This window comes from Candidatus Binatia bacterium, from assembly GCA_029243485.1.
GTDB lineage: Bacteria > Desulfobacterota > Binatia > UBA12015 > UBA12015 > VGTG01.
Genome location: JAQWRY010000085.1, coordinates 49792 through 67988, shown reverse-complemented (window position 1 = coordinate 67988; position 18197 = coordinate 49792). Strand labels below are relative to the sequence as shown.

Below are 18197 nucleotides of genomic sequence, written 5' to 3'. Positions count from 1 at the left end.
TGGCAGACCATCGAGCAATCCACATGTCGGTTGTGGAGGCGGCTCCCGGATCGTCCGATTGGCATTGCGTACCCCCTTGCTGAGATCGTGATTCTGGCCTTACCCTGATGGCTCACTCCCACCCGAAGGTGATGCTCATGATGATAAAAATGCGGTCTCGACGGATTGGCCTGTTTGGAATGGCCCTGGCTGCCACGGTTCTGGTGACGGAGGGCTGTGGTGGTGGTGGTGGTGGTGGTGGCGGTGGCGATCCTCCGCCGACGCCGGACAAGCTGCGTGTGCTCGCCCGCGATGGAAACACATTCCCGGGCGAGTTCAGGGTCGGCACGATCGAGTCGGCGAAGATGTCTGACGACCGCACCGTCGCGATCATCGCTTCGGAGCGCGCCACGCCGTCTCGAAACGGCGTCTTTCTCCGCAGTCCGGATGGAGGCATGCGATCCGTCCTCACCGTAGGAGATTCCCGCGCCGAGGGTCTCTCGTTCGCCAACGTTCGTAACCTGAGCATGGCTCCGACGGGCGAGTTCGCTTTCGAGGTCGGCAACGAGCTCGACAACGACGGCTTGTTCTTCTGGAACGGGTCGGAACTGTCGACGTTGGCGCGGACGCCGCCGGGCGAGACTCCGGATGGGTTTCGTACGCTGGGAGCGATGCGTGTCGCCGGATCGGGGAGCGTCGTGTTCACCCTCGGCACGAGCCCGTGCACGGTCGACAACACGGACCCAACCGACCCGGACATCAGCTGCGATCTCCGCGTATACGCGGTTCAGAACGGCCAGGGAAGCCGCGTTGAGATTCCGAACGCGCTCAGCGACCAGACGCCGACTTCGGTCCTTCTCGAGGCGAACTCGCGCGGAGAAACCGCCGTCGGACTCCCGGCCCGCGGGAACGAGCCGCTGATCGGCTTGATCCGGGATGGTGAGTTCGAGGGCCTCCTAGCTCGTCGCGGCAACATCGAGGGGCTCGGCGTGTTGTTCTCCGCCAGGCCCCGTGCGATCTCACCGACGGGCGCCATCGCGATCGACGGCTTTTTCGATACCGACGGCGACGGAGAGCGAGATCAGGAGCACGTGTTGTTCTACGACGAGGGCTTCCTCACCACGGTCGAGAAGAACGGCGGCAACTTCGAGGGGCATCCCGAGGTCGACGTACGGGCCGAAGGCATCGACGGCAACAACCAGGTGATCTACCGCGTGTTCTTCGAGTCCGATGCGGCTGGTGGGAACAACCTGGTCAGCCTCCGCGCCTGGAAGGACGGGCGGCGAAGCTACATCGTCCATGAGGGGCAAGGCTTCGCCGATGACCATAAGGGCGATCCGCAGGACATCCTCGACATCCAGCAGGTTCGAGTGGGCGTCAATGGCGACGTCGTCTTCGTCGCGAGGCTCGGCGTCATCGATGAGGAGAACGGTGACCGCAAAATCAGTGGTACGCGACTCATTCGTTGGAATGGCGGGCCGCTGGAGACGTTGCTGGAGCTTGGCGCCGAGGTAGACGGCGGCATCCTCGTCGACGACATCTCGATCGCGGACATCAACGCAAATGGCGACCTGCTGCTGATCAGTTCGATCGATCGCAGTAGTACCCGCGTGCTTCTTCTGCTTCCGCGTAAGCTCCCCGACGAAATCGCTTAGGCTCTCTCGCTCGGGTAGTTCAGCCCGGAGAGGAGGCGAGCGCGGCCCACAGTCCGTTCGTCTTCCCGCCATGACGGAACAGGGCCAGAAGGCTCGGCGGCGTCGCAATGCCGAGGCGCGCGACGAGTGCCTTCACGTCGAGGTCGATCTGTAGGTTCGCCCAACTGCCGCTCGCCCGGAAGGGCAAGTGGATCGAGCCGTCGGTCTCGGAGAGGGCATCGAACGCCGGCGCAGCCGCGAGCAGAATCGCGCCGACTTCCGGCGAGAGTTGGATGGAGCCTTCGGCGGCGAGAGTGCCTTCGAGTCCGATGGATGCGTCGGCGTCGGCGCGGAAGAGGCCCGTGTCGACTTCGAGTCCTGCGATGTGGAGCGTGCCGGGGTCGAGATCGGCCATGCCACCCAGACGGTCGTAGGGAGTATCGGCCGACGCAAGTGCGGAGGCGAGCGCCGCATCGTTGCGCGCAGCGCGAAGAAGCTGGCGTCCGCCCGAAAGTTCGCCGAGGCGCTCGAGGAAGTCCCGTGCGAGATTGCGTCCTTTGAACGTTCCGCAGCACAGTCCGATCTCGCCACCGCCGCGTGCGGCCGCGACGATCTCTCCGAGGGCGCGTCCCGCGCTCTCTAGATGGCCATCGAACGTGAGCTGACCGATGACCGCTGCGGGCCCGCCGGGTATCTTCGCCACCGGGACGGCTTCGAGCTCGACTTCACGAAAGCGGTACACGGGGACGACGCTTCCCTCGAATGGACCGACCTCACCGCGCAGTGCGATGCGGTCCTTCTCGGATCCGAGCTGACCGTCCAGTGAAAGCGCGGCACGTCGCCCGGGGATCCCGTGGTACGAAAGGTTGACGTTCTGGACCCGTAGGGGCTCGCCGCCGCCTCCGATGTCCTCGATCTCGAGAATGCCGCCGTCGATGGTCGCGGAAGTAAGCTGGACGCGGGGCTCGTCCGTGATGCCGGTCGGAGGGAGGCCCGCGGCGGCTTGCTCCAGAGCGCGGTCGACCTCGGCTCGAACGATGCCGGCGACTCCGCGAGCGCCGGGAACCCGGCCACCGAGGGTCTCGATGTTCCACTCACCGCCCGCATTTCGAACAAGGCGGAGGACTGGACGATCGAGCTCGACGGAGCCCTCGAGTCGGCCGCCGAGAAGAGCGGACGGATGCACGTGAAGCGCGATTCGTTCGACGGAGGCGAAGTTCTCATCGGAGAAGCTCGGGTCGTCGGTGATCTCTAGACCGGCGACTTCGATTCCGGGCCCACCGCTGACGACGAGTGAGGTGCCCTTCGTCGTGACATCGCGCTCGGTCCACTCCTCGAGTTGCGCGACGAGGACGGGCTCGAGCCGTCCGGCAACGAGTCGCCCGGCCTCGCGGCTCAGCAGGAGCGCGCCGAACACGAGAGCGATGCCTGCGGCCAGTCGAAGCCAGGTGCGCGTCGAGGACTCGGCTCGTGCGACCGGGCGCGCGGCCTGCGGCGCAGCGCGCGGGCGAGTGACCTCGAGCGCTTCTGCCTCGATCTCGACGCGAACGGCAGCGGCGAGATCCTCGGTACAACGAGGGCATCTCCCGAGGTGCCGCTCGGCAGATTCTCGGTCGGGGCCCTCGAGCGCCCCATCGAGATAGCGGCTCAGGAGCGCGTCACCGAGGTGGTCCTCGGTCGGCACGTCACCGAGCGCACGTCTGAGCAGGTCACTCATGATCGTCCAGCCCCATCCGCTCTCGCAGCTTTGCACGCAGGCGTGACTTGAGCACGTGTGTCGCGTTGTCGGTGATGCCGAGCACCCGGGCGACCTCGGGGATGCTGCGGCCGTCGATGAAGTGCAGTCGCACCAGCATCTGCTCGCGCGGCGGTAGTGTCGCCACCAGGTTGCCCAGCTGACGGATGCGTTCTGCGGTGGCCGCGGCCGCTTCGGGCCCGGCGCCGGGGTCGGGCATGTCGTCGAAGAGTCCGCGCCCGGTGGTGGTTCTATCCTCGCGAACGAAGGTTGGTTGTCGGCGAAGGTGTCGGAGGTGGTCGAGAGTCTGGCGGGTGGCGCACACGCGCACGAAGGTCGCGAATGACGCGCCGCCGCGGCCGTCGTACATCTTCAATCGGCGGCACCCTCGATCGAAGAACGACAGGAGAAGGCTCTGGAAGAGGTCGGCGGTCTCCTCGGCTTCGAGCCGAACGCTTCGCTGCCGAAGCACGGAAGACATCGCGAAGCGGACGAGGGGGCCGTAGGCTTCAAGGAACTCCTCTTGGATGCCTAGCTCTCCTGCCCGGCAGCGCTCAACGAAAGCGAGGCCCTTGTGGTGGGCGTCGGAGGTCGGCGCGTCGGGGACGGCCTGGAGCTTGTCGCGGCCCGGGCTCACGCGTGCCCGCCTTGCCGGTCGCTGAACCAACCCCACCCACGTCCCCGCTCCGAGGACACCCGCATCCACCGCCATCGGGCCGAAACTGACGTTCCGGTGGGCGGATCCTTACGAGCTAACGGTCTGATCCTAGTCGGAAATCGCAACGCTCACCTTGACCGAACCCGTGGTCTTGTCCGCCGCGAGCCGAAAGCCCTCCGAGAGGGCCTCAAACGGGACCCGATGGGTCACGATCTCCCTGCGGATGGCCTCTCCGTCGCTCTCGAGGAGGCCGAGGGCAACCTCGAAATCGGCTCGGTTTCCAGTCCCAGCATAGCACATGGCACCAATGAGCCGGATCTCGTGCGTCATGAGCCGCAGCGCGTCGAGGGACGCTCGCGCCGTGTAAACCCCGACGACCACCACCGCTCCACCGGGCCGGACGGCCAGGAGGCCATCTTCGAGGCTGGTTTTCGGGTCGGCGACCGTATCGATCACCAGATCGAACCCCGCGTCGGCGCGGGCCACGGCTGCGCCGCGCAAGCTCGCGGGGTCGATCACCCGATGCGCCCCGAGGGCGAGAGCCGCGTCCCGTTGGTGCGGTCGCCGTGCCGACACGACGATCTCGCTTGCGCCGGCGGCAACGGCGGCGGGGACACATAGCAGACCGATCGAGCCGGCCCCGAGAACCAGAACCCGCCCGCCGGGTTGGAAGTCCGCTTGGTGCAGCGCGTGGATGCCGACGGCGAGCGGCTCGGTCAGCTGAGCGAGCTCGTCGTCGATCCCGTCCGGCACCGCGTAGAGGTGGCGGGCATCGGTGAGCAGGTAGTCGGCGAACCCTCCGGGGGTCGAGAGGCCGAGGATCCGAATGCCGGGGCACAGCTGCCTGCGGCCGGCCCGGCAGAACGCGCACGCGCCGCACGTTCGCATCCCCTCGGCTGTGACCCGATCTCCCTCGCTCAGGTTCGCAACGCCTGTTCCCACCGCGGCGACGACGCCGGCGATCTCGTGGCCCGGGCAAACCAGGGGAGGGGGAGTCTCCCCGTTGTACCAGTGCAGGTCGCTGCCGCAGATGCCGCAACGCCGCACGCGAACCAGCACCTCACCGTCCCCGACGGGGCGGGGCACCGCCGCCTCGCGAAGCTGCACCTCTCCTGCGGCCTGGCAAAAGGCCACCCGCATCCTTTGCGCGGTCGCGGCCATCGCTTAGAGCGCCAGGCCGAGAGCAGGAGCGCCGTGCGCCCCTGCGATCAGGCTTTGGCGGCTTTCCGCCTCGTCGTGCGCCGCGTCGCGGTTTTCCGAGCCGAGCCGGTCGCCTTCTTGCGGGCAGCCGTCTTCTTCGCGGTTGCTGCAGACGTGGTCTTCTTCGCGGTTGCCGCAGACGCGGTCTTCTTGCGGGCAGCCGTCTTCTTCGCGGTTGCCGCAGACGTGGTCTTCTTGCGTGTAGCCGTCTTCTTCGCGGTGACCTTCCGGGTCGCCGCCTTCACGGTGTCCTTCTTGATCACCTTCGAGGCGGGTTTTGCCGCTTTCGTGGTCGCTTTCACGGCCTTCTTTTTTTCGGGCGCGGCTTTCGTCGCTTTTTTGCGCTTGGCCGTGGCTTCGGTCAGCGAGGAGCTACCAACCTTGACCTTATACCGCCCACGGACCTTCGGGATGTACCGCAGCCGCATCGTGATCTTGTGCTGCTCGTAGTGCTTCTTGCAGCGCCAGCCCTTGAAGGCGGGCTTGCTGCAAAGGACGCACAGGCCCATCGCTCGGTGCTTTCGTTGCCAACGTGCCTGCCGGCTGATCTGAGATTCGTCCCTCAACATCCCCTCGCACTCCTTCCGAAAATCAAACGTGATCGGTGCCTGGCTATCGAATCCCTAACAATGTGTCAAGCAATGGGTCGGTCTTGACACGGGTTGTCGGGTGGGCCGTCGGGATGGCCTCGCCGAGGGAGTGGGGATAGGCTCGCGTCATGAAGACGCTATTATTGCTGGCGCTGGCCGCGATCCTCGGAATCGGGGGAACTCCGCGGCAGGTAGAGGTCCGAATCGAAGGCTATTTGGGGGGTTCCAGGGAACAGGTCAAGCCCTGGAAGATGTTTCAGGTGCGCATCGGGGACGGGGACCTGAAGCCTTTCGCGCTCACGAATCTGATCACGCTTACGGCGACGGGGCCGACGGCGGGGGAACTGGTCTCGCAAGTACAGCCGATCAAACCGAATTTCGTCTTCCAAGGCGGCGCGGACCAGCTGGAGGAGATCCGCGCCTCGAAGCCCAACGAGCTCTTGAAGATCACCGGCTATACCCAGTTCGGTTCTCAGTGGGTTCTGGTGAACCGGGTCGAGCGAAGCGCGCCGATCACGGGGCCGACGCCGACCCCGAGCCTCCGGGAGAAACTCCTCGGATTTTGATCAGTCGAGGTCGGTCAGGGCGATGCCCTGTTCCATCTTCGAGACGACCTTCGAGGGGCACTGCTCGAGTTCCACGTCCGGGGCGGTGAACTTCTCGAGCGCGGCCCGCTTGCTCTCTCCGTAGAACACGACCACGCCAAAGCGGGTCTTCGCGAGGAGGGGAAGCGAGGCACTGATGCGGCGCGGCGGCGGCTTGGGCGAGCCCTCGACCAGCACGAACCCGCTGGCGCCAGAGTCGAGCGCGGGGTGGCCCGGGAACAGAGACGCGGTGTGGCCATCCTCGCCGGCACTGAGAATTGCGATGTCGAAGCGCCCGCCGACGGCCGCCAGGGCAGCATCGTAGGCGGCGACGCCGGCGTCCGCTTGGTCTGGCCGGAATGGGAACGAGTGTGCGTTCGCTTCGGGCATTCGTCCGTCGCCAAGGGGGGCCGACAGCAGATCGTCCTTGACCAGCTTGAAGTTGCTCTCGTCGCTGCTGACCGGCACGAGGCGCTCGTCGGCGAGGAAAACGTGGAGCTTGTGCCACGGAAGGGGCATCCCTTCGAGGTGTGCGTAGATGCCGCCAACACTCCTGCCCCCAACCACGCCCAGCACGACCTGCGGTTGGGTGGCCGCGCACTGCTCGATGGCATTCGAGACGAGCCGCGCGGCGCGGAGATCGAGGTCGGCCCGGTCGCCCCGCAGAACTTCCGCTGAACTCACCAAGATCCCGTGTTTTCCATGGACTGCCAAGGCTCCTTCGGGGCCAGGGACTCGCCCTTTTGCAGGAGCTCGATGGAGATGCCGTCGGGAGACCGCACGAAGGCCATGTGTCCGTCGCGCGGTGGTCGGTTGATTACGACCCCGGCATCCAGCAGACCCCGGCACGTCGCGTAGATGTCCTCGACGGCGTAGGCGAGGTGCCCGAAGTTACGGCCGTCGCCCAGCTCTTCGGGGTCCCAGTTGTGCGTGAGCTCGACTTGCGCGGTCGAATCTCCGGGCGCCGCGAGGAAGACCAAGGTGAATCGCCCGGCCTCGTTGTCGTACCGCCCCAGCTGCTCCAGGCCGAGCTTCGCGATCCAGAAGTCGAGCGACGCGTCGAGATCACTGACCCGCACCATCGTATGTAGATACTTCATGCTGCTCGTCTAGAACACGCGCCTGACCAAGTCACGTTGGTAAATCACCGAAGAACCAGTGGCACGCGGCGACGGCGCCGAAGAAGCCGGCGACGTCACCCGTCAAGCACGCGATGAGGGCGTGGCGCCCATCGCGGACGCCGGCCGCGCCGAGGTACAGGGCGAGCACGTAGAAGGTGGTTTCGGTCGAGCCCTGAAGCGTGCTCGCCAGCAGCCCGATGAAGGAGTCCGGGCCGTGGGCCCTGAGAATTTCGCTCATGACGCCGAATGCGCCCGACCCGCTGAGGGGCCGCAGAAGCGCCATGGGCAGGGCCTCGGCGGGGACGCCGATGCGACTGGTGAACGGGTCGAGGGCCGAAACGAACAGGTCGAGTGCGCCCGACGCGCGGAACATCCCGACCGCCACGAGGATCGCAACGAGGTAAGGCACGATCCGCACGGCCACGGAGAGTCCTTCTTTCGCGCCTTCGATCATGGATTCGTAGACCCGAACCCGGCCGGCCCAGCCAATCAGGAGCAGTCCTGCGACGAGAAGCGGGAACAACCAGGTCTGCACGGCTACGCGAAGGATGTCCGCCGACGCGTTGTCTGTCGCGATCCGATTCAGGTCGAGGGCCAAGCCTGCGGCCAGGGCCACGATTGTGACGAAGATCGCCACACGGCGCGAGCCCGTAGATCCCTCGGGGTCGACTGCGGGCGGCGCCTCATCGGCGGACGGGTCGTCGCCCACGTCGGGGCGAGCGGTTGCGCCGCCGGCGACATCCTGGTGGCGAAACCGCGGGAGTCGGCGAAGCAGATAGAACGCACCGACGGCTGCAACGGTCGAGCACGTCGTTGCGATCAAGGTCGGCGCCCAGATGATCTCGGGGTGCGGAGACCCGGCGGCGAGTCGCACGCCTATCGTGCCGAGGGGCGGCAGGAGCGTGATTGCAGAGGTGTTGATCGCAAGGAACAACACCATCGAATCTGAAGCCGATCCGGGGTGCTCATTCAGCCGGTCCAGTTCGGTCATGGCCTTCAAGCCAAAGGGCGTTGCCGCGTTCCCGAGGCCGGTCATGTTCGAGGCCATGTTCATCACCATCGAACTCATCGCCGGATGGTCAGAGGGCACGTCGGGGAACAGGCGCCGTAGGAGCGGAGCCAGCGCGCGCGCAATCGCCGCCCGGAGACCGCCATCGAAGGCGACCCGCATCAGGCCAAGCAAGAACATCATGATGCCGACGAGACCAATGACGAGCGTCACGGCCGCGCCCGCGCTCGAGAACAGCGCCTCGGTGACTTCAGCCAGGCGTCCGTTCCAGGCCGCGTAGACGATCGAGCCGAGCATGAGAAAGAGCCAGATTCCGTTCAGCATGGGGGCGGCGATCCTCCGGGCTGCCAGGCCGTCCGTCAAGGGTTGCGCTTGAACACGCTCCGGGGTGCCCTATGCTGAAGCGATGGCTTCTGGCCCCGATCTTCGGGCTGGCCTTGCGCTCCTGGCGCTTGTCGCCGGCCTCAGCCAGGCCTGCGGCGGGGCTTCCGAGACGGGCGCGGACGCGGCCCGTCCCGCGATCCCGGTGGAGACGGCCGAAGTCGCTGCGGAGGACGTCGACGTGCTCGTGGAAGCCGTCGGCAGCCTGGAAGCGGACCAGCGGGTCGAGGTGAAGGCCCGGCGGTCCGGTCGAATCCGGAGTTTGCCGGTGAGTGAGGGGGAACGAGTGGAGCAGGGCACGCCCCTGGTTCAGCTCGACGACCGCGACCTCGTCGCGCGCCTCGATCAGGCCAAGGCTGCTCTGGCGCAGGCCGAGGTCCGCGTTGCGCGTGCCAAGCGAACGTCGGCTCGCTCCGGGGCCCTGCGCAAACGAGGCATTGCGTCCGAGCAGGATCACGACGACGTGCAGTCCGAGTACGACCTCGCTGCGGCGGCGCTGGGAGTCGCTCGCGCCAACCTGGCGTTCGCCAAAGCCGAGTTGGACGAGACCGTCGTCGAAGCTCCGTTCGCCGGCGTCTTCGGCCGGCTTCGCGTCGATCCTGGTGCCTTCATTGCCCAGGGGGAGCCGATCGGGCTCCTCATCGACGACGATCCGCTCGAACTCGTGTTCGCTCTACCCGAGCGGTACATCGCGCGACTGGCTCCGGGTCTCGCAGTGACGGCGCGCGTCTCGAGCCTGCCCGAGCGCCCGTTCCCGGGTGAGATTACGTTCGTGGATCCCGCCGTCGACGCCGAGAACCGTACCGTCACGGTGAAGGCGGAGGTGCCGAATCCGGATCGTCTGCTGCGTCCGGGGCAGTTCGGTGGCGTGGAGGTTCGGCTCGAACGCCGGGAGAACGCGCCGGTCGTGCCCGAGGAGGCCATCGTTCCCACGGCCGACCGCCTCCTGCTGTTTGTCGTGAAGGACGGCAATGCCAGCGCGCGTACCGTCCGAACGGGAGTCCGGCTTCCCGGCCGGGTCGAGATCGTGAGCGGTGTCGCGCCCGGTGAGACCATCGTCGTGACGGGCCACGAGAAGCTGCGCGAGGGCGAGCCGGCTGCCGTTCGTGCCGTGGCAGCCCCGGGCTGACGATGTCCCCCTGGTCCCTATCGATCGAGAGGCCTGTCCTCGCCACCGTCCTGTCTCTGATCCTCATCCTCTTCGGAGCGATCGGGTACTCGAACCTGTCCGTTCGGGAACTGCCCAATATCGAGTTCCCAACGGTGAGCATCGTGACGGTTCTGCCCGGAGCGAGCCCTGAGGTCGTTGAGAAAGAGGTCACCGAAGTCCTCGAGGAAGTCGTCAGCACGATCGAAGGGATCGACACTCTGACGTCATCCAGCGTCGAGCAGGTGAGCAAGATCACGATCCGCTTCGACCTCAATCGCAACATCGATCTCGCAGCCCAGGACGTTCGCGACCGAGTCGCGCGCGCCCGCTCGGAGCTTCCGCCGGATACGGAAGAGCCGGTCGTGAGCAAGATCGATCTCGACGCGCGCGCGATCCTTTGGATCTCGCTGAACGCCGACCGGGCGAGCCTTCGCGATCTGTCCGGCTACGCCGACACTGTAGTGAAAGAGCGGCTTCAGCGCCTGCCGGGGGTCGGTTCCGTGCCGATTGGGGGCGAGAAGCGACTCGCGATTCGCATCTATCTCGATGCCGCACGCCTCGGAGCGCACCGACTGACGGTCAACGACGTCGTTGCGGTGCTCCAGCGCGAGAACGTCGAGATCCCCGCCGGCCGCGTCGAGGGGCACACTCGAGAGTTTGTGGTGAAGACCGAGGGCGAGATCTCTTCGGCGGAAGAGTTCGAAAACCTGATCGTCGCGTACCGGGGCGACGCACCCATTCGCCTGCGGGAAGTGGGTCGGGCGGTGGAAGGCGACGAAGGCGAGCGTAGCCTCGCACGCTTCAACCTGCGGCCGCACGTTTCTGTCGGAATCATCAAGCAGTCGAACTCGAACGCGGTCGCGGTGGCCCGCGCCGTCCGCGCCGAGGTCGCGGCAATGCAGGGCGCGCTGCCTCCCGGGTATCACATGACCGTCTCGTACGACGGGGCGCGCTTCATCGAGGACTCGGTCGCGGAGGTCCAGGAAGCACTGGTGATCGCGGGCCTGCTGGTGGTGTTGGTGATCTTCTTGTTCCTCCACACGCCGCGCAGCGCGCTCATTCCGGCGATCACGATTCCAACGTCGTTGCTCGCGACGTTCGGTGCGATGTATTTCTTCGGCTTCACCATCAACAGCTTGACGCTCCTCGCGCTGACGTTGTCGATCGGCGTGGTGGTCGATGATGCGATCATCGTTCTCGAGAACGCTCATCGGCACATGGAGGGCGGGCTCGCTCGGCGGGAGGCGGCGCTGATCGGCACGAACGAGATCGCCTTCGCGGCGATCGCCTCGACGTTGACCCTGGTCGCGGTCTTCGTCCCGGTGGCCTTCATTCAGGGCATCATCGGTCGGTTCTTTTTCGAGTTTGGCGTGACGGTGGCCGTTGCGATCGTTGCATCGTCGGTCGTCGCCCTGACGTTGACACCAATGCTCTGTTCCCGCCTGCTCGTCCTGGATGAGCCAGGTGGGGTGTTCGCGAAATTCGAAGCTGCGCTCGTCGCATTGGCGGAGCGTTACAGGGGCGTCCTCCTGTGGTCTCTCGGCCATCGGGGCATCGTCGTGCTGAGTTCGGCCGTCCTGGTCGCGTGTGCAGGCGTACTCTTCTTCCTTCTCGGGCAGGAATTCGTGCCCTCCGAGGATCGCGGCGGCTTCCTGGTCATCATCGAATCGCCCGAGGGCTCCACTCTCGCGCACCACAACCGACTTCAGATTCAGGTGGAGGAGATCCTCGATGGTCTGCCCGAGATGCGCGCCGGTACGGCCTTCATCGGGGTCGGCTCGGGGGGCGTCGGGGCTACGAACCGCGGTATCATCTTCGCGCGCCTTCATCCTCGTTCAAAGAGAGAGCGTTCGCAGCAAGAGCTCCTCGGGATGTTGCGTTCGCGCTTCGGCCAGATCCCGGGCATTCGGGTGTTCGCCACCCCCTTCTCGGGCCTGCCGACGGGGGGCCGTGGGAAGCCACTCGAGTTTGTGATCCAGAATCCGGACTTCGAGGCACTTCAGGAGTTTACGCCGCGGATGGTCGAGCGTGTTCGGGCTCTCCCGGGCCTGACGGACGTGGATAGCGATCTTCGCATCAACAAGCCGGAGCTCCGGGTCCAGATCGATCGGGACCGCGCCGCAGCGCTCGGCGTGAGCGTTGCCGACGTCGCGAACACGTTGCGGATCCTTCTCGGTGGCAGCGACGTGACCAAGTTCCGCCGCGGCAACGAACGCTACGACGTGATCGTACAGCTCTCCGAGCTGGATCGCCAGACGCCGCAGCAGATCGAGCGGCTGTACGTGCGAAGCCGCACGGGGCGACTCGTGCAGCTCGCAAGCGTGGTTGAAGTCGTCGAGGGAGTCGGGCCCAGCAGCCTGAACCACTACAACCGGAGGCGGTCCGTCATCATCGACGCGAACCTCCAGGGGAAGCCGCTCGGGACGGCGCTGGCGGAAGTCGAGGAGGTCGCGCGCGAGGTGTTGCCGCCAGGGTTCACGACGGCCGTTAGCGGGGAGTCCAAGGAGTTCGAGGAATCGTTCGACGGCCTCGCGTTCACGTTCGTTCTCGCGATCGTCGCCGTGTACCTGGTGCTCGCCGGCCAGTTCGAGAGCTTCGTTCATCCCTTCACCATTTTGCTGGCGCTGCCCCTGGCCTTGTTCGGAGCGTTCGGGCTCCTCTTCGCTCTGGGGATGACGCTCAACATCTACAGCTTCATCGGCATGGTGATGCTGGTGGGGCTCGTGACGAAGAACTCGATCCTCCTGGTCGACTACGCGGGCCGCCTGCGGGCCGTTGGAAAGACCGTTCACGAGGCGATCGTGGAAGCCGGCGTCGTACGGTTGCGCCCGATCCTCATGACTGCGCTTTCGACCCTGTTCGGGATCCTGCCGATCGCCATCGGGCTCGGCGCCGGTGCGGAGAGCCGACGCCCGCTCGGAGTCGTCGTCGCCGGGGGCATCGTGGCCTCTACCGTGCTGACCTTGGTCGTCGTACCCGTGTTCTATACGCTCGTGGACCAGGCCCTGGAGAGGACAGCCGCCCGCTTCAGACGAGGCGTGGACGCGGCCTCCTAGGGCCCGAGATCGAGCCGCCGAGCGGGCGGATATTCAGGCATCAGCACACAGCAAGGAGGAGCAGGTGGGTCCACTCGAAGGAATTCGCGTCATCGAAATCGCCGGCATCGGGCCAGGCCCGTTCTGCGGAATGATGTTGTCCGACATGGGTGCCGAGGTCCTACGGATCGACCGCGCGGACCGCGTTCGCGAGCCCGGCGTCAGTGGCGACCTGCTCGCGCGGGGTCGGCGCAGCGTCGGCGTCGACCTCAAGAGCCCCAAGGGCGTCGAGGTCGTCATGAAGCTGATCGAGAAGTCGGACGCTCTGTTCGAGGGCTTTCGTCCCGGCGTCATGGAGCGACTCGGGCTCGGTCCAGAGCCGTGCCTCGCGCGCAATTCCGGTCTGGTCTACGGCCGGATGACCGGTTGGGGTCAGGACGGCCCGATGGCGATGGCCGCCGGTCACGACATCAACTACATCTCGCTCGCCGGTGCGCTCGAGCCGCTGGGGCGCAAGGGCGAGAAGCCGATGTTTCCCCTGAACCTCATCGGTGACTTCGGTGGGGGTGGGTTGATCCTTGCATTCGGAATCGCCTGCGCGATCATCGAACGTCAGCGCTCCGGCAAAGGTCAGGTCGTGGATGCGGCCATGGTCGACGGAGCGGCCATCTTGATGGCGATGTTCCACGGGATGCAGGGCGTGGGCTTCTGGCAGGAGGAACGCGGAACGAATCTTCTCGATAGCGGTGCGCACTTCTACGACGTCTACGAGTGCAAGGACGGCAAGTTCATCTCGATCGGTTCGATCGAGCCGCAGTTCTACTCCGAGCTCCTCCGGCGCACGGGCCTGGACGGCGACGCACTGGGTGGTCAGATGGACCGCTCGAAATGGGAGGCCAACAAGGGCACCGTCGAAGCGCTCTTCAAGACCAAGACGCGCGACGAGTGGTGCACGGACCTCGAGGGAACGGACGTCTGCTTCGCTCCGGTTCTCTCGATGAAGGAAGCGCCGGACCATCCGCACAACAAGGCTCGCGGGACGTTCGTCGAACGCGAGGGGCTCGTGCAGCCCAGCCCTGCGCCGCGCTTCAGCCGTACGGCCCCGGGAATCCAGGGTCCGCCGCCGAATGCCGGCACCCACACGAACGAAGCCCTGGCGGATTGGGGTTTTGATTCGGCCGAAATCGAGTCGCTTCGCGCAGAGAAGGCGATCGCCTGAGCCGCGAGTGACGCCGCGAGGTCAGTCGGCGAGCGCCCGTGCGTGATGCGCGAGGTGCTCGCCGACGAAGCTCGCGATGAAGTAGTAGCTATGGTCGTACCCGGGACGGCGTCGGACCTCGATCGGATGATCGACTGCGCGGCAGGCCTCTTCCATGCGCTCGGGCATCAGTTGGTCTGTGAGGAAGCCATCCGCCTCTCCCTGGTCGATTAGAAGAGGGAGCCGCTCTGAGGCCCCGCGCACCAGCAGGTGTGCGTCCCAGGCTTCCCAGGTCGTGCGGTCGGGGCCGAGATACTCGGTGAAGGCCCGTTCCCCCCAGGGGCAAGCCGTCGGAGCTACGATTGGCGCGAACGCGGAGACCGAGCGATATCGGCCCGGGTTGCGAAGCGCGCAGACGAGAGCGCCGTGTCCTCCCATCGAATGGCCGAAGATCGACTCGCGGTCGGCACGGGCGGGGAAGGCGCTGCGGATCAACTCGGGGAGTTCTTCGACGACGTAGTCGTACATGCGGTAGTTCGCGGCCCACTTCGCCACGGTCGCGTTGAGGTAGAAGCCGGCGCCGGTGCCGAGATCGTAGGTCTTGTCTTCGCCGGCAACGCCGGCGCCGCGGGGACTCGTGTCCGGTGCAACGAGGAGAAGGCCGTGCTCGGCGGCGAAGCGTTGCGCGCCGGCCTTCGCGGTGAAGTTCTCGGCCGTGCAGGTCAGGCCCGACAGCCAGTAGACGACCGGCACGGGGCCGTTCGCGGCGGCCGGCGGGACGAATACGGAAAACTCCATGTCGGTTCGCGTCGAGCTGGATGCGTGACGACAGAACCGGACCTCGCCGCCGAAGCATTGCTGGCTCGAGAGCGTTTCGATGGACGACATGTTCAGGTCTTCCGGGGTGGAAGGGTCTTCTCGAGGAAGAGCGTCCGTGGACGCCCGTCGGGCGCTCGCTGGCCTTCGAAACCGTCGCTCTCGTAGAGGCGCAGCGCGGGCTTGTTGTCTTCCCGGACCTCGAGCGTGATCTTCGCGGCACCGATCGACTGCGCCTTGCGCTCGACGAAGCGGAGGAGTTCACGGCCGATCTGTCGACCCCGGAATTCTCGCTTGACGAAGAGGTCGTGGACGTTGACGACGGCCTGTCCCTGAAAGGTCGAGAAGCCGCGAAAGCATACGGTGACGCCCACGGGCTCGTTCGTGCGAAACGCGAGGATTGCGATGGCGGCTGGATGCTGACGCAGGCCGGGCACGATCCGCTTCTTCACGTCGTCCGAAAGCGGCCGGCCGATGCCCATCTTCTCCTGGGCGTAGAGATCAAGGAGGGTCACGATGGCTTTGGCGTGCTCCGCGTCGCCGAGCTTCGCCTGGACGAGTGCCATGTCACTGGGCATTCGGGCGGCGGGGCGCAGCAGATCTCGAATCGTGTCCATCCCAGCGTGTACGTTACGTGGTGGTACCGGCGCGGAGCAAGGGGCTGCTGTTCAGGCAGTTGGAATGCACGGCCCAAGCCGCGCCAGTGCTCCGCCTTTGGATCGCCGTCTGCTATGGTTCCTACTAGGTGAAAGTACGGGTCCCGGTGACGGTGTTGTCCGGCTTCCTCGGCAGCGGGAAGACGACACTCCTCAATCGCTTGCTGGCGGATCCCGCGGGGCTGCGGATCGCGGTGGTCGTCAACGAATTCGGCGAGATCGGAATCGATGGCCGACGCGTCGCGGGTGCGGAGCAGTTCGTCGAACTCGATAACGGGTGCCTATGCTGCGCACTCAATGAGGACCTGAAGCAGACCCTGTTCGACCTCCGCGATCGCGGGGGCTTCGACCATCTGGTCCTCGAGACAACCGGCCTCGCGGATCCGCTGCCGGTCGCCTGGACCTTCTCCCGGCCGGGCCTCGACGAGTTCTATCGAGTGGATGCCCTCGTCACCGTCGTGGATGCGGCCAACGTGGAGCGCGTTCTCGACGAGGTGCCCGAGGCGACCCTTCAGATCGAACGCGCCGACATGCTCGTGTTGAACAAGCTCGATCTGGTGCCCGATGACGGCCAGGCCGCGACGCAGGCGGTCCGCCGGTGCAACGAGAGGGCGCCGATGATTCGGGGAGTCCGCGGGGAGGTCCCGACTCAGGCGATCCTCGAGACGGGGGCGCTCTGGGACGGATCGAACGCGCCGGCGGAAAAGCACGGGCACCCGACGCATTCGCCGAGCTTCGAGACATACACCTTCACGACGGACCACGTCCTGGATGACGAGGCCCTGGAAGATCTTCTCGATCAGCTTCCCGACAACGTGTACCGCGCCAAGGGGCTGGTGCGGACCGACGGCGGACCTCGATGGACGCTAATCAACGCAGTCGCCGGTCGCTTCGAGATGGAACCGTTCGAGCCCGTTCCGGAACCCGGGACGAGCGCGTTGGTCTGGATTGGCCGAGATCTCGATCGGGCGGATCTCGAGAGCCGCTGTGCGGCCCTGGCAAAGCAAGTCGTGGACTAGCGCCTACCCGAGGAGATGGAGCGCCAGGGCCGGCTGCTGATTGGCCTGGGCCAGGACGGCCCACCGCGCCGTGGCTACCGCGTTTGGTCGCGATCGTTTCGATCGCCGTGATGATCGCCCCGATGGCCGACTGCGCCGAGCCCTGATCCGCAACCCCGAGCGTCGCGATCGCGAGGCTGCTCGCCGACACATCCACCGTCTCGGCCAGAGCGTGCTTCAAGCGGTCGTTCTCATCCGGCAGACCCTTTACCTCACGGGCGCTCGCCTCGCGCTTCATGTCTCCCAGCAGCCGCTTCTTCCCGGCCTCCAGAAACTCCTTGGACCACCGGTAGTACAAATTCGGAGCGAGCCTCTCGCGACGACACAGAGCCGCAATGCTCTCCTCCCCGCGCAGTCCTTCGAGGACCATCCGAATCTTCTCTTCCGCCGAAAAACGGCGGCGGGTTTTGCGCTGAATGTCGCAGACCACCTTCTCCGCGCTCTTTCTGACCCATTGGATTCTCCTTCCCTTTGGGCGGCTCGCAGGTGGATGCGTTGGGCCTGTTGGGCCACGAAGTCCGGGCTGCGTCGGGCACGGCCGAAGTCGTCGTCTGTTCCAGCACGGGGGGACGGCACTTTCACCGCGGTTCCGACCTTCATCCAGGGCAGGGTCACGGGCGTCGATCTGAACTCCGGCATCCCCGTGCTGCTCCTGGGCGGTCTGCGCATCGATGGGGGCGCCGACCGCGAAGCGCGTGACTCACTCCAGAACACCGACACCGAAACCAAGCCCGACGTCGACCAGGCCTCCCACCCCGGCGGCCCGGCTCGCGAATTCGAGCACGTCGTTCGTTCAGGGCAGCATCGAGGGGCGGGGATTCTTCGTGGTGAAGGAGGGCGCGGGCTTTGTGTACACCCGCCCCGGAAACTTTCTGCTCAACTCCGATGCCCAACTGGTGACCGGACAGGGACATCAGGCCCAGGGCTATGAGCTGGATTCGACAGGCTCTGCCACGGGTCCGAAGGTCGACACCGATTTCGGGAACATCCACACGGAGGTCCGGCAGACCGGGACGATCTCGCTCCAGAACAACTTTTCGGCGGACGCGACCGAGCCCCTGGGGTCCTTTGACCCAACCGATTGGGATTCGGCGTTCGCAAGCTCGAACTACACTACCAACGTGCGGGTGGCAGACTCGCCGCGGACATCGCGTTGACCGGCCCTTCTACCAGCTCGCCCTGGCCCACTTCGCGGCCCCGGACCGCCTTTCGAGGCTCGACAACGGGCTCTACCGGGAATCGGCCGGGTCCCGCACCCCGACCCATCGTCACCCTGGACTCCGCGGGCCTCGGCCGGGTCATCGAGCAGTCCAGCGAAGGATTTCTGAACGACTTCCTGAAGATCGTCCGATAGTCTGACAGGGCGCCGCGCGGTCAGAATTCTGGCCGCGCG

Annotated in this window: 16 protein-coding genes and 1 pseudogene; 7 read left to right on the top strand and 10 right to left on the bottom strand. The window is 65.9% G+C overall.

Annotated features, from left to right (window positions below; all coding sequences use genetic code 11):
* Window positions 1–137: 137 nt before the first annotated feature.
* Complete coding sequence (locus tag P8R42_24500) at window positions 138–1634, top strand: hypothetical protein (GenBank protein ID MDG2307753.1); 1497 nt, start codon at window positions 138–140, stop codon at window positions 1632–1634.
* A 19-nt stretch (window positions 1635–1653) separates the two neighbouring features.
* Here P8R42_24500 and P8R42_24495 read toward each other — a convergent pair whose 3' ends face one another.
* The 4 genes from P8R42_24495 to P8R42_24480 form a co-directional block, all read right to left on the bottom strand.
* Window positions 1654–3330 carry a zf-HC2 domain-containing protein gene (locus P8R42_24495; protein MDG2307752.1) on the bottom strand — a complete coding sequence of 559 codons (1677 nt, stop codon included), beginning with the start codon at window positions 3328–3330 and terminating at the stop codon, window positions 1654–1656.
* The gene (locus tag P8R42_24490) at window positions 3323–3985 is read right to left on the bottom strand and encodes a sigma-70 family RNA polymerase sigma factor (protein ID MDG2307751.1); all 663 of its coding nucleotides are present in this window, start codon (window positions 3983–3985) and stop codon (window positions 3323–3325) included. The genes P8R42_24495 and P8R42_24490 overlap by 8 nt, the downstream gene beginning before the upstream one ends.
* Window positions 3986–4114: 129 nt before the next feature.
* Window positions 4115–5140 (bottom strand): alcohol dehydrogenase catalytic domain-containing protein, encoded by a 1026-nt coding sequence (locus P8R42_24485; protein ID MDG2307750.1) that lies wholly within the window; start codon window positions 5138–5140, stop codon window positions 4115–4117.
* Window positions 5141–5214: 74 nt separating this feature from the next.
* Window positions 5215–5775 carry a hypothetical protein gene (locus P8R42_24480; GenBank protein MDG2307749.1) on the bottom strand — a complete coding sequence of 187 codons (561 nt, stop codon included), beginning with the start codon at window positions 5773–5775 and terminating at the stop codon, window positions 5215–5217.
* A 149-nt stretch (window positions 5776–5924) separates the two neighbouring features.
* Here P8R42_24480 and P8R42_24475 point away from each other — a divergent pair, with 149 nt between their 5' ends.
* Complete coding sequence (locus P8R42_24475) at window positions 5925–6362, top strand: hypothetical protein (protein ID MDG2307748.1); 438 nt, start codon at window positions 5925–5927, stop codon at window positions 6360–6362.
* Here the strand turns inward: P8R42_24475 and pgl are convergent, their stop codons facing one another.
* The 3 genes from pgl to P8R42_24460 are packed head-to-tail and all read right to left on the bottom strand — an operon-like array spanning window position 6363 to window position 8834.
* Window positions 6363–7064, bottom strand: a complete 702-nt coding sequence (gene pgl, locus P8R42_24470; protein ID MDG2307747.1) for a 6-phosphogluconolactonase — start codon at window positions 7062–7064, stop codon at window positions 6363–6365.
* Window positions 7061–7480 (bottom strand): VOC family protein, encoded by a 420-nt coding sequence (locus tag P8R42_24465; protein ID MDG2307746.1) that lies wholly within the window; start codon window positions 7478–7480, stop codon window positions 7061–7063. Before P8R42_24465 ends, pgl begins: the two co-directional genes overlap by 4 nt.
* 31 nt (window positions 7481–7511) lie before the next feature.
* Complete coding sequence (locus P8R42_24460; protein MDG2307745.1) at window positions 7512–8834, bottom strand: nucleoside recognition domain-containing protein; 1323 nt, start codon at window positions 8832–8834, stop codon at window positions 7512–7514.
* An 82-nt stretch (window positions 8835–8916) separates the two neighbouring features.
* On the opposite strand from P8R42_24460, the gene P8R42_24455 reads away from it, so the two are divergent.
* The 3 genes from P8R42_24455 (at window position 8917) to P8R42_24445 (ending at window position 14295) form a co-directional block, all read left to right on the top strand.
* Window positions 8917–10020 carry an efflux RND transporter periplasmic adaptor subunit gene (locus tag P8R42_24455; GenBank protein MDG2307744.1) on the top strand — a complete coding sequence of 368 codons (1104 nt, stop codon included), beginning with the start codon at window positions 8917–8919 and terminating at the stop codon, window positions 10018–10020.
* Window positions 10021–10022: 2 nt separating this feature from the next.
* Entirely contained in the window at window positions 10023–13097 is a 3075-nt protein-coding gene (locus tag P8R42_24450; protein MDG2307743.1) for an efflux RND transporter permease subunit, read from the top strand.
* A 64-nt stretch (window positions 13098–13161) separates the two neighbouring features.
* Complete coding sequence (locus P8R42_24445) at window positions 13162–14295, top strand: CaiB/BaiF CoA-transferase family protein (protein ID MDG2307742.1); 1134 nt, start codon at window positions 13162–13164, stop codon at window positions 14293–14295.
* Window positions 14296–14316: 21 nt separating this feature from the next.
* Here P8R42_24445 and fghA read toward each other — a convergent pair whose 3' ends face one another.
* Complete coding sequence (gene fghA, locus P8R42_24440) at window positions 14317–15162, bottom strand: S-formylglutathione hydrolase (protein ID MDG2307741.1); 846 nt, start codon at window positions 15160–15162, stop codon at window positions 14317–14319.
* A gap of 2 nt (window positions 15163–15164) precedes the next feature.
* Window positions 15165–15707 carry a GNAT family N-acetyltransferase gene (locus tag P8R42_24435; GenBank protein ID MDG2307740.1) on the bottom strand — a complete coding sequence of 181 codons (543 nt, stop codon included), beginning with the start codon at window positions 15705–15707 and terminating at the stop codon, window positions 15165–15167.
* 128 nt (window positions 15708–15835) lie between these two features.
* Here P8R42_24435 and P8R42_24430 point away from each other — a divergent pair, with 128 nt between their 5' ends.
* On the top strand, window positions 15836–16765 hold the full coding sequence (locus P8R42_24430) for a GTP-binding protein (protein MDG2307739.1): 930 nt from the start codon (window positions 15836–15838) through the stop codon (window positions 16763–16765).
* Between the two features lie 202 nt (window positions 16766–16967).
* Here the strand turns inward: P8R42_24430 and P8R42_24425 are convergent.
* Window positions 16968–17264 (bottom strand): annotated as a pseudogene (locus P8R42_24425) (transposase).
* 235 nt (window positions 17265–17499) lie between these two features.
* Between P8R42_24425 and P8R42_24420 the strand changes: the two are divergent.
* Window positions 17500–17961: a hypothetical protein gene (locus P8R42_24420; GenBank protein ID MDG2307738.1), complete on the top strand. Its 462-nt coding sequence runs from the start codon at window positions 17500–17502 to the stop codon at window positions 17959–17961.
* Window positions 17962–18197: the final 236 nt, after the last annotated feature.

Bases quoted from the DNA above. Each gene is read 5' to 3' on its own strand.
- P8R42_24500 (MDG2307753.1), top strand. From the start codon at position 138: ATGATGATAAAAATGCGGTCTCGACGGATTGGCCTGTTTGGAATGGCC.
- P8R42_24480 (MDG2307749.1), bottom strand. From the start codon at position 5,775: ATGTTGAGGGACGAATCTCAGATCAGCCGGCAGGCACGTTGGCAACGA.
- P8R42_24455 (MDG2307744.1), top strand. From the start codon at position 8,917: ATGGCTTCTGGCCCCGATCTTCGGGCTGGCCTTGCGCTCCTGGCGCTT.
- fghA (MDG2307741.1), bottom strand. From the start codon at position 15,162: ATGTCGTCCATCGAAACGCTCTCGAGCCAGCAATGCTTCGGCGGCGAG.
- P8R42_24460 (MDG2307745.1), bottom strand. From the start codon at position 8,834: ATGCTGAACGGAATCTGGCTCTTTCTCATGCTCGGCTCGATCGTCTAC.
- P8R42_24435 (MDG2307740.1), bottom strand. From the start codon at position 15,707: ATGGACACGATTCGAGATCTGCTGCGCCCCGCCGCCCGAATGCCCAGT.
- P8R42_24495 (MDG2307752.1), bottom strand. From the start codon at position 3,330: ATGAGTGACCTGCTCAGACGTGCGCTCGGTGACGTGCCGACCGAGGAC.
- P8R42_24450 (MDG2307743.1), top strand. From the start codon at position 10,023: ATGTCCCCCTGGTCCCTATCGATCGAGAGGCCTGTCCTCGCCACCGTC.
- P8R42_24475 (MDG2307748.1), top strand. From the start codon at position 5,925: ATGAAGACGCTATTATTGCTGGCGCTGGCCGCGATCCTCGGAATCGGG.
- P8R42_24465 (MDG2307746.1), bottom strand. From the start codon at position 7,480: ATGAAGTATCTACATACGATGGTGCGGGTCAGTGATCTCGACGCGTCG.